At 70.2% G+C, this 10,516-nt stretch carries 7 protein-coding genes; 6 read left to right on the top strand and 1 reads right to left on the bottom strand.

Annotated elements, in window-relative coordinates:
- From AOQ53_RS15525 to AOQ53_RS15500, 6 genes are all read left to right on the top strand, one after another.
- A partial coding sequence (locus tag AOQ53_RS15525; RefSeq protein WP_174523294.1) for an FG-GAP repeat protein occupies positions 1-539 on the top strand: 539 nt, incomplete at its 5' end.
- 168 nt (positions 540-707) lie between these two features.
- Complete coding sequence (locus AOQ53_RS15520; protein ID WP_059417766.1) at positions 708-2,258, top strand: alkaline phosphatase D family protein; 1,551 nt, start codon at positions 708-710, stop codon at positions 2,256-2,258.
- Between the two features lie 104 nt (positions 2,259-2,362).
- Entirely contained in the window at positions 2,363-2,824 is a 462-nt protein-coding gene (locus AOQ53_RS15515; RefSeq protein ID WP_330219346.1) for a hypothetical protein, read from the top strand.
- Between the two features lie 182 nt (positions 2,825-3,006).
- Positions 3,007-4,503 (top strand): bifunctional cytidylyltransferase/SDR family oxidoreductase, encoded by a 1,497-nt coding sequence (locus AOQ53_RS15510; RefSeq protein ID WP_059417764.1) that lies wholly within the window; start codon positions 3,007-3,009, stop codon positions 4,501-4,503.
- A 173-nt stretch (positions 4,504-4,676) separates the two neighbouring features.
- On the top strand, positions 4,677-6,815 hold the full coding sequence (locus AOQ53_RS15505; protein WP_236711700.1) for a CDP-glycerol glycerophosphotransferase family protein: 2,139 nt from the start codon (positions 4,677-4,679) through the stop codon (positions 6,813-6,815).
- A 200-nt stretch (positions 6,816-7,015) separates the two neighbouring features.
- Complete coding sequence (locus AOQ53_RS15500; RefSeq protein WP_059417759.1) at positions 7,016-8,224, top strand: glycosyltransferase family 2 protein; 1,209 nt, start codon at positions 7,016-7,018, stop codon at positions 8,222-8,224.
- Between the two features lie 89 nt (positions 8,225-8,313).
- Here the strand turns inward: AOQ53_RS15500 and AOQ53_RS15495 are convergent, their stop codons facing one another.
- Positions 8,314-10,371 carry a hypothetical protein gene (locus AOQ53_RS15495; RefSeq protein ID WP_059417758.1) on the bottom strand — a complete coding sequence of 686 codons (2,058 nt, stop codon included), beginning with the start codon at positions 10,369-10,371 and terminating at the stop codon, positions 8,314-8,316.
- Positions 10,372-10,516: the final 145 nt, after the last annotated feature.

The following is a 10,516-nucleotide window of genomic DNA, read 5'->3' as shown; positions in this document are numbered from 1 at the left end:
GCGGCCGGGTCACCTGGATCCCGGGCGGCCCGGACGGGCCCGACGGTGTGAAGGCCAAGCACCTCAACCAGGACAGCCCCGGCGTGCCCGGCAGCGCCGAGGCGGGCGACGGCTTCGGAGCCGACGTCCGGGTCGCCGACGTCAACGGCGACGGATACCCGGACGTGGCGACCGGGCTGCCCGGGGAGAACCTGGGCAGTGTGGCCGACGCGGGAGCCGTCGTCGTGCTGCCCGGCACCGCACGCGGACTCACCGGCACCGGCGCCCAGGTGGTCACGCAGAACACCCCCAACGTGCCGGGCACCCCCGAGAAGAACGACGCCTTCGGCAGGGCCGTCCACCTCGCCGACGCCAACCACGACGGCCTGGCCGACCTGGCCGCGGGCGCGCCGGGGGAGAACGGCAACGCCGGGTCCGTGTGGTACTTCAGGTCCGCACCGGCAACCGTCGTGAGCCCCAACGCCACCACGACCTTCGGCAACACACTCCTCGGCACCACCGCCACCCAGGCCCGGCTCGGCACCGGCTTCGCTGACTGATCACCTGTCAGACCCGCCCCGGCAACGGCTTGTTCCAGCGCTGGCGGCGGGTCTCCCTTTGGCTGCTTAGTTGTCATGTACGTGAACCCCGGCGTTCAGCGGGCGGACCGCCCGCGAGCGTGAAGCTTCCCAGTGTCCAAGTGGCCAGCGAGGTAAGGGAGTCAGCCGATGACCGGAGCAGTATCCCCCGACCGACGCCGATTTCTGACCGCCGGTGCCGCGGTGCTCGGTGCCGCGGCCTCCGCCCAGCTGTGGCTTCCGGCCACCGCCCACGGGGCCGAGACACCGCTGCCCGACGGCGTGTTCAGCCTCGGCGTCGCCTCCGGAGATCCGCTGCCGGACGGCATCGTGCTGTGGACCCGGCTCGCCCCGGACCCGCTGAACGGCGGCGGTATGCCCGACCGGGTGGTGCCGGTGGAATGGCAGCTCGCGGAGGACTCCCGGTTCAGAAAGATCGTCCGCCGGGGCACCGCCCAGGCCCGGCCCGAGTACGGGCACAGCGTTCACGTGGACGTACGCGGGCTGCGTCCGGACCGTGCGTACTGGTACCGCTTCCGCACCAGCGGGCAGCTCTCGCCCGCCGGCCGCACCCGTACCGCGCCCCACCCCTACAGCTCCGGTGGCTCCCTGCGCGTGGCGCTGGCCTCCTGCCAGAACTGGCAGCACGGCTATTTCACGCCGTACGCCGACATGCTCGACCAGGACCCGGACGTCGTGGTGTTCGTCGGTGACTACATCTACGAGTCCACGCCGTCGGCGACGGCGCTGCGGCGGCACGAGGGGACCGGCGAGCCGTTCAGCCTCGTCCAGTACCGCAACCGGTACGCGCAGTACCGCACCGACGCCGACCTCGCGGCGATGCACGCGAACGCGCCGTTCGTGGTGAGCTTCGACGACCACGAGGTGGACAACGACTTCGCCGGCGAGATCCCGCAGGACCCGGACAAACAGCCGCACGACGCGTTCGTGGCCAGGCTGACCGCGGCCTACCAGGCGTTCTACGAGCACATGCCGGTCCGTGCCACCGCCGTCCCGAACGGACCGCACATCAAGATGTACCGCCGCCTGGAGTTCGGCCGGCTGGCCCGGCTCAACGTCCTGGACACCCGGCAGTACCGCAGCGACCAGGCCAAGAGCCAGGCCGGTGCCCAGGACCCGTCACTGACCATGCTGGGCGCGCGGCAGAAGCAGTGGCTGCTGAACGGGCTCCAGGACTCGCCGGCCCGCTGGAACCTCATCGCCTCGCAGATCATGATGGCCGAGACGGACCTCCAGGTCGGCGAGGGCAAGCTCTGGTTCTACGACGCCTGGGACGGCTACCAGGCCGAACGCAACCGGTTCCTGAAGGAGTTCAAGCAGGTCCGCAACCCCGTCGTGCTCTCCGGCGACCGGCACCTGACGATGATCAGCGACCTCAAGGAGGACTACGCCGACCCGGACTCCGCGGTCGTCGGCGCCGAGTTCGTCGGAACCTCCATCTCCAGCAACGGCGACCAGGACCAGGCGGCCTTCCGCAGGGAGTGGGACCCGCGGCGCCCGGACAACCCGCACTGGAAGCTGCTCGACGCCCACCGCGGCTACCACCTCTTCGACGTCCGCCGCGACGGCATCGACGCGCAGGTGAGGGTGGTCGACACCGTACGGCAGCCGTCGGCGACGCCGAGCACGCTGGCCAAGCTGCGGGTCGAGGCGGGCCGGCCGGGCGTCGAGGTGGTCTGACCCGACCCCCGACCCCCGACGCTCGCGTGAGCCCGGTACTCCCCGGAGTGCCGGGCCCTTCGTCGTGCGAGACGGGGGAGCCGTGTGAGAAGTCCGCCCCGGGCTTGTCGCGTATTGCTCTCGCCGAGACCGAAATGCTGCGCAATCTTGACCAGGAATTCCGCGGCAATGAGCTGCCCGACGAGCTGTATTCGCGACTCGCCCGCAACGGCGCGGTTCCGCATATGAAGAACGCGTGCAGTCCCGCGCCCGGCGACGTGAAGATCGGCACACCGCGCTGGGCCGTGGAGGCCGCCGCCGCGATCGGAGCCGGGGCGGCGGAGCGGATCGGCGGGCTCGGCGTGCGGCTCATCGGCGGTCCCGCCCTGCTGCCGACGGTACCGCGTACCGCCGAAGAGCGGGCCGGAGAGCCGCGTATGGCTCCCGAAGTGGCCGCGCGGGCGCGGTACGGAGCGCTCGCCGCGGCGGTCGGCACCGTCAAAGCGCGTACCGTGCACCAGACATCGTCCAAGGAACTCGTGAAGGTCCTCGGTCACCGCTGTCTCAAGCGGCTCCGACGCCGCTGAGCGTCTGTGGAGTTACTCACAGCGCATTTCCGGAGGGTCGCGGAACCGTCTCATCAATCACAGACGTGGGAGGTGAATGACAGGTTGCGCGCACATATGCGGCAGAGGTCGCTCACCTTGCACTGCGGTAACCACAAGTGGGACCATTTCGAAGTTCCCTGTCGCCCCAAGGTAGGTCACCTGTGTCCCAGCACATAGCCAAGCCCCGTACCACCGCAGTGATCCTGGCCGGTGGCACCGGTCAGCGCGTGGGTCTGTCGATCCCCAAGCAGCTGCTGAAGATCGCCGGCAAGGCAGTCATCGAGCACACGCTGACCACTTTCGAGAACGCCGACTCGATCGACGACATCATCGTGCTGATGGCGCCGGGCTATGTGCCCGATATCGAGAAGATTGTCGCGAAGGCCGGATTCAAGAAGGTCTCGAAGATCATCGAGGGCGGCGCCACGCGGAACGAGACCACCGAGCGCGCCATCTCGGCCCTGGGTGAGGGCCTGGCCGAGGGCGAGGACGCCAACGTCCTCTTCCACGACGCCGTGCGCCCCCTGCTGTCGCAGCGCGTCATCGACGACTGCGTCACCGCGCTGGAGCGCTACCAGGCCGTCGACGTGGCCATCCCCTCCGCCGACACCATCATCGTCACGCGCACGCACGGCGAGGACGGCGAGTTCATCACCGAGATCCCGGACCGCTCCCGGCTGCGCCGCGGCCAGACGCCGCAGGCCTTCAAGCTGTCCACGATCAAGCGGGCCTACGAGGTCGCCGCCGGCGACCCCAACTTCCAGGCCACCGACGACTGCTCCGTCGTGCTCAAGTACCTGCCGGACGTGCCGATCCACGTCGTCGCGGGTGACGAGTACAACATGAAGGTCACGCAGCCCGTCGACGTCTTCATCGCCGACAAGCTCTTCCAGCTGGCCTCCACGGCCGCGCCCGAGCAGGTCTCCGAGGAGGCGTACCGGGAGCTGCTGACCGGCAAGACGGTCGTCGTCTTCGGCGGCTCCTACGGCATCGGCAAGGACATCGCCGAGCTCGCCGAGTCCTACGGCGCCTCGGTCTACGCGCTGGGCCGCTCCACCACCGGCACCCACGTGGAGAACCCGGAGGAGGTCGACGACGCCCTGTCCAAGGCCTACGCCGAGACCGGCCGCATCGACTACGTGGTGAACACCGCGGGTGTGCTGCGCATCGGCAAGCTCGCCGAGACCGACAACGCCACCATCGAGGAGGCGCTGAAGGTCAACTACCTGGCCCCGGTGCAGATCGCCCGTTCGTCGTACAAGTACCTGTCCGAGACCAAGGGCCAGTTGCTGCTGTACACCTCCAGCAGCTACACCCGGGGTCGCGCCGAGTACAGCCTGTACTCCTCGACCAAGGCCGCCATGGTGAACCTCACCCAGGCCCTGTCCGACGAGTGGGCGGGCGACGGTGTCCGCGTCAACTGCATCAACCCCGAGCGCACCGCCACCCCGATGCGCACCAAGGCCTTCGGCCAGGAGCCGACCGGTTCGCTGCTGTCCTCCGAGGCCGTGGCGCGCACCTCGCTGGACGTGCTGCTGTCCGAGCTGACCGGCCACGTCATCGACGTCCGTCAGCAGGACCCGACCGCCGGTGCGGCCCGTGCGTCCGGCTTCGAGCAGGCGCTGGCCTCGGTGCTGGACCGACAGGACGGCGTGTAATAATTGGCGCCAAATAGACTTCGGTAATTCAGGCCTCTGCGCCCTCCTGTTAACGGTGTTCGTCAACAGGAGTGTTCGCAGGGGCCTGAATCCATACAGTCCCGCGAATATTCACAGACCAGCCGCATTCTCGAACCAAGACCGGCACACCCCTCCCAAGAGCAGGTTTCTCCGTGATATCCACCGCTATTCGCGTCGCCCGGGTGGGCAGCGCGGCCGAGCTGGCCGCGGCGGTCCTCATGGTGGCGGGCTTCCCCGCCCTCATGCTGGCCGCGCTCGTCCCGAGCGTCCCCGCCTTCGCGGCAGCGGCCGCCGTGACGTACCTGGCGGACCACTATCTGCACCGCAAGGGCAGCTACCTGATCAACCGCCTCGGCAAGGTCCGGGCCGGCCTGTCGATCCGCTTCCTGATCCGGCAGCTGCTCCTCGTCCTGCTGCTGGCCCGGCTGTCCCTCGCGGACAACCTGATCTACTACGGGGCGATCGCCTGCTTCATCGCCTTCTACGGTCTCCAGGCCCCGCACGGCGCGCTGGTCCAGCTGATCCGCAACCGCCGCCGCATGCCGGTCGCCACCCGCAACGTCGACCTGAAGTCCCGCATCCGCATCCCGGACGCCCCGCCGCGCCGGCTGCTGCACCGCTCCGCCGAGAAGATGCTGCACCTCGACCTCTTCGCGGTCGTCGGCATCCTGCTCGCCGCGCAGGTGAAGTCGGCCCTGATCGGGTTCGTCGGCATCGGCGTCACGGTGGCCCTCGCCACCCTGTACGTCCTGGCGCTCATGCCGTACGTGCGCGGCCGGAAGATCCCGCCGAACGCCGAGAAGGTGCTGGCCGCCGTCGACGACTGGCTGGGCCAGTACAAGCCGGAGACGGTCCTGTACTTCTCCGGTTCGAAGGACTCCGCGTACCAGGTCAACATGTGGCTGGACACCATGGAGAACCTGGACTCCAAGCCGCTGATCATCCTGCGTGAGCGGGCCATCCTGAACAACCTCGCGCCGACCACGGTCCCCGTCATCTGCGTGCCCGGAGGGGTGCACCTGATGAACATGGACCTGTCCACGGTGCGGGTCGCGCTCTACGCGGCGAACGTCGGCAAGAACATCCACATGCTGCGCGTGCCCACCATGAAGCACGTCTTCATCGGTCACGGCGACAGCGACAAGCTCGCCAGCGTCAACCCGTTCAGCAAGGTCTACGACGAGGTGTGGACGGCCGGCCGCGCGGGCCGCGACCGCTACGCCATCGCCGACGTCGGTGTCCGCGACGACGACATCGTCGAGGTCGGCCGTCCGCAGCTCGCCCCGATCCAGACCTGGCAGGGCGTGCCCGAGGGGCCCCGCGGCGGAGCCGCTGATGGACGCTGCCCGACCGTCCTGTACGCCCCCACCTGGGAGGGCTGGGACGACAACCCCGGCAACACCTCGATCCTGCTGGCCGGCGAGAACATCGTGCGCAGGCTGATCACGGCCGACCCGCCGGTCCGCGTCCTGTACAAGCCGCACCCGTTCACCGGCACGCGCAGCAAGGAGGCCAAGGCCGCCCACCAGCGCATCACCGCCCTGGTCCGGAAGGCCGCCGCCGAGCGCGCCGCCGACTCGCGTTTCGCCACCGACAGCGCCGCCCAGGCGCAGGCCAAGGCCGAGCTGGCCCGGATCGAGGCCCGGATCGCCCAGCTGGCCGGTAAGGGCGGCGACAAGGGCCGCGACGAGGCCGAGGCCACCCGTGACGGGCAGGTCGACGTCGCCCGGCACGAGGAAGTCGCCCGCCTGCGCGCTGAGTGGAACGACGCCTACTGGCGCTCCTTCCCCACCTGGGAGCACCGCGTCATCACCGGCTCCGAACCGCGGCTGTACGACTGCTTCAACGTCTCGGACGCGATGGTCTCGGACATCTCCAGCGTGGTCTCCGACTTCATCGCGAGCGGCAAGCCGTACGCGGTCACCGACTCCGCGGAGCTGGGCGCCGAGGAGTTCAAGCGGAACAACACGGCGGTGCGTGCCGCGGTGATCCTGTCCAACAGCGCGGCCGAGCTGGGCGAGTTGCTCGGCGCGGTGCGCGACCCGGCCGCCGATCCGCTGGCCGAGGACCGCAAGGAGCTCAAGCAGTACCTGCTGGGCCCGGACGAGCCGGCCTCCATCGACCAGTTCAACACCGCCGTCGCGAACCTCGCGATCAAGGCCGAGACGCGCAACGTCGGCCAGGAGTCACGGATCACGGCCACCGCCGCCGACGCGGAAAAACTGGCGAACGCCGTGCCCGGGCAGCGGGTGTGCTCCGCCGGTGACACGGACGGCGTCGGCACGGGCTGAACCGCCGCCTGCTTCAGAGGTCGGCCCCCGAGGAGTGTTCCTCGGGGGCCGACCTCTTTTCCTTCCCGCTTCCTGCCGGTTCGCCGTGTGACGTGAATCACTGGCACGGGTGATCGAGGCAACCGCTTGCCTCGATCACCCGTCTACCAAGTAGCGAATGAGGAGATACGGGGGGAATATCCCATTGACTAGGGGGAAACGTGACCGTGTCGCAGCCTGATGTGAGTGTGATCATCGGGGCGTACGAAGCGATGCCGTACCTGATCGAGTGCCTCTCGTCCGTCGAGGCACAGACCATCGATCCGGAGCGCGTCGAAGTCATCGCGGTGGACGACGGATCGACGGACGGCACGGGGGAGTACCTGGAGGAGTTCGCCGAGCGCGCTCCCATGCACGTCCTGGTGATCCGGCAGGAGAACTCCGGCGGCCCCAGCGGCCCGCGCAACGTCGGCCTGGGCAAGGCGACCGGGCGTTACGTCTTCTTCCTCGACGCCGACGACCGGCTGGGTCCCGAGGCCCTGGAGCGGATGGTCGACATGGCCGACCGTGCCGGGACGGACGTCGTCCTCGGCAAGGTCGAGGGCGTCAACCGCTCGGCGCCGAAGTCCATGTGGGGCAAGACGGTGGAGCGCACGGACGTCTTCTCGTCCAACATCAAGTTCACGCTCAGCGCGCAGAAGCTGTTCCGCCGCGAGCTGCTCGACCGGCACGGCATGCGGTTCGACGAGTCGCTGTTCACCGGCGAGGACGCCCTGTTCACGATGGAGGCGTACCTGCGGGCGGACGGCGTCTCCGTGGTCGCCGACCACACCTGCTACTACCTGGTCGGCCGTGACGACGGCAAGCACGTGACGAAGAGCGGCAGTTACACGCTGCGCTTCGACTCCGCGCGGGCCCTGATGAACCTCATCGCCGAGTTCGTCCCCGCGGGCGGCCGGCGCGACCAGCTGATGGTCCGGCCCTTCCTCGTCACGCTGCTGCCGCAGTTCGGTCCCAAGTACCTGACGGACAGCGAGGAGATACGCCGGCACAAGTTCGAGCTGGCCAAGCCGCTGACGGACGCGTACTGGACCGAGGGCGTCGCCCAGCGCCTCAAGGTCCACGAGCGGCTGCGGCTGCACCTGGTCGCCGAGCAGCGCCCCGAACTGCTGCTGGACGTCGTGAAGTTCGTCAAGGCCAAGAAGCAGGCGGCGGCCCTCCTGGAGAGGAAGGGACGCCGCGTCTACCTGGCCTATCCGCACTTCCGCGACCGCGCCGCGGGCATCCCCGACTCGGTGTACCTCGCCGAGCCGCGCGAGGCCCGCGCCTTCCCGGGCTACCGCGAGGGCGGCGTCGACACCTTCGTACGCCGGGCGGTACGCAAGGCACGGCGGGTGCTGACGTCGCGTGAGGTGCGGCAGGCGGCGTGAACACGGGCGCGGGGCCGGTGGGCCGATCGCCCACCGGCCCCGCGCTTGTTTCGTTGGTTGTTCTCTCGATTGGTCCGTCGTGCTGTCCGCTAGCGCGGTGCGGCCGTCGGCAGGTCCGCCCCGTCGCTCGCCGGTTCCGTGCGCTGGCCGGGCAGTTCCGCCGTCAGGCGCTTCGCCACTCGAGCCCGCTGGGCCCGGGCCTCCTCGCACAGGGCCCGCACGGCCGCGTTGAAGCGTTCCTGCGACGGCGGATCGGCCGGGCCCAGCAGGCGCAGCTTCAACGCGGCGCGTGCCTGGGCCAGGTCGTCCTTCTCCGGGTGCCGGACCGTCTCCAGCAGGCCCGGCACCCCGGCCGCGTCCGGCGTCAGCACGGTCGCCGCCGCCACCGTCGGGAACGCCGTACGGAAGGCCGCCTCGGGCAGCCCGCTGGTGTTCGCCACCGCGTACGGCTTCTCGCTCGCCAGGAAGTCGCTGATCACGCTCGACACGTCACTGATCAGCAGGTCGGCCACGTTGAAGCAGGAGTACAGCGCGGGCCGGGCGTCCGTGATGATCTGGTGCTCGCCCTCCGGCAGCGAGGCCCAGTACGCCTCCTCCCAGGCCGCCGTCGCCCGCGCCACCGCCTCCGCCCGGCCCGGCTCCGGCGCCGACTGCACCCGCATCCGCTCCAAGGTGTCGGCCCCGGCCCGGAAGACGGCCGTGGTGAGCCGGTCCAGCTCCTCGGTGAGCCGGGCCAGTTCGGCACCGCCCGTGGGACGGCGCGCCCCCGTCCGCTCCCGGTTGGCCGCCCGGATCAGTTCCCGGATGCGCAGATCGGCCGCGCCCGCGCGCGGGTCCACCGACCCCGTCAGCGGATGAGGCTTGTACAGCAGCCGCACGCCCGGGTCCGCGAGCAGCGCCCGCACCAGGTTCTCCCCGGCCGTGATCACCGACGTGTTGCCGGGGTTGCCGTCCCAGCCCTCCCAGGTCGGCGCGTACAGCACGGTCGTGCTGGTCCCTGTCGGCCGGCCGGCGTACGGCCGTACGGCGTCCAGTTGCGGACGGCCCGTCTCTACCACGTCCTTGTCCTCGACGCCCACCTCGGCCAGTGCGTACCGCTCGCGCGCGGCGGGCCCGGCCACCCAGACCTCGTCGTATGCCTTCGCGTACGGGTTGCAGGAGGACAGCTTGTCGCTCTCGCCGTGGTTGACGAAGGTGTGCCGGATCGTGGGGATGCGCAGCACCTGGGAGGTCTTGCCGGAGTTCGCGGGGTGGATGAGGACCCGGAGCGTGGAGTGCTCCAGCCGCATCAGCGTGGACACCTTCGGCAGGCACACGATCGGGATGTCCGTCGCCGCGATCTTCTGCACCATGAACCGCTCGCGCAGCACGATGACCGGCTTCCCGTCGGTCTTGGCGAGCGGCTCCAGCCACATGTTCGCCTGGTAGGCCGAGGAGGCACCGCCGGAGAAGTACAGGCCCACGGTCGGCCGGTACTCGGCCAGCCACGCGTCGAACCAGTCGAGCACCTCCTGCTCGCCGGCCGGGCGGCGAGCAGGCAGCAGCCGGAAGAGCAGAGCGCCGAGGCCGGTCAGCGCGAGCGTGAGGGAGAGCGCGATGCCCGCGGCCGCGTACACCGGCTCGTCGCCCGGCGCGGCGGCCAGCAGCCCGGCCGTCGCCGGCAGGCCGAACACCAGCAGCCGGTGGCCGGGGCGGCGCAGCATCACGGACGGGGCTTTGGACAGCCGCAGCGCCGAGGCGTCGATGTTCCGGGTCACCACCGGCAGGGTGCGGGTCCGGCGCACCAGCACGGAGACCGCCTGGATCGCGCAGTGCAGCACGTAGAAGGCGAGCAGCCCGGCCACGAGCGGGGCGTACACCGTCTCCCGGTCCTGCTCGCCGAGCCGCAACAGGCCCACGACCAGCAGCAGGTCCCGCAGGACGTGCCGCACGGTGATGTCCGCGTGCGACTTGGCGAACAGCGACAGCACCCCGCGCTGCCACCGGTACAGGACGCCCTCGGTGGCGAGGGAGACGGTGGTCGCGGCGATCAGCAGCGGTACGTGGGGCAGCAGCGCCGCGACCGCCTGAGCGGCGAACGCGGCGGCCAGGACGATGGTGACCAGCCCCTTCAGCAGGGCCGGGGGGCGGGGAAGAGGTAGGGGCACTGCGGTCACTCCAGGAGCGTCGGGTCGGGCGCAGGTCGGCCGCCCGGGTTAACGCGCGGCGACCTCCTGACGACACGCGCGTGTCCGGGGGTGGCGTGTGTGGTGTGGTGCGGGCGGGGTCGCAGGTGGTGGGACGGTGTGGTGC

The organism is Streptomyces azureus, assembly GCF_001270025.1.
Classification (GTDB): domain Bacteria; phylum Actinomycetota; class Actinomycetes; order Streptomycetales; family Streptomycetaceae; genus Streptomyces; species Streptomyces azureus.
Note: the sequence above shows the minus strand (reverse complement) of the source record. Positions and strands in the feature narration are given on the sequence as shown.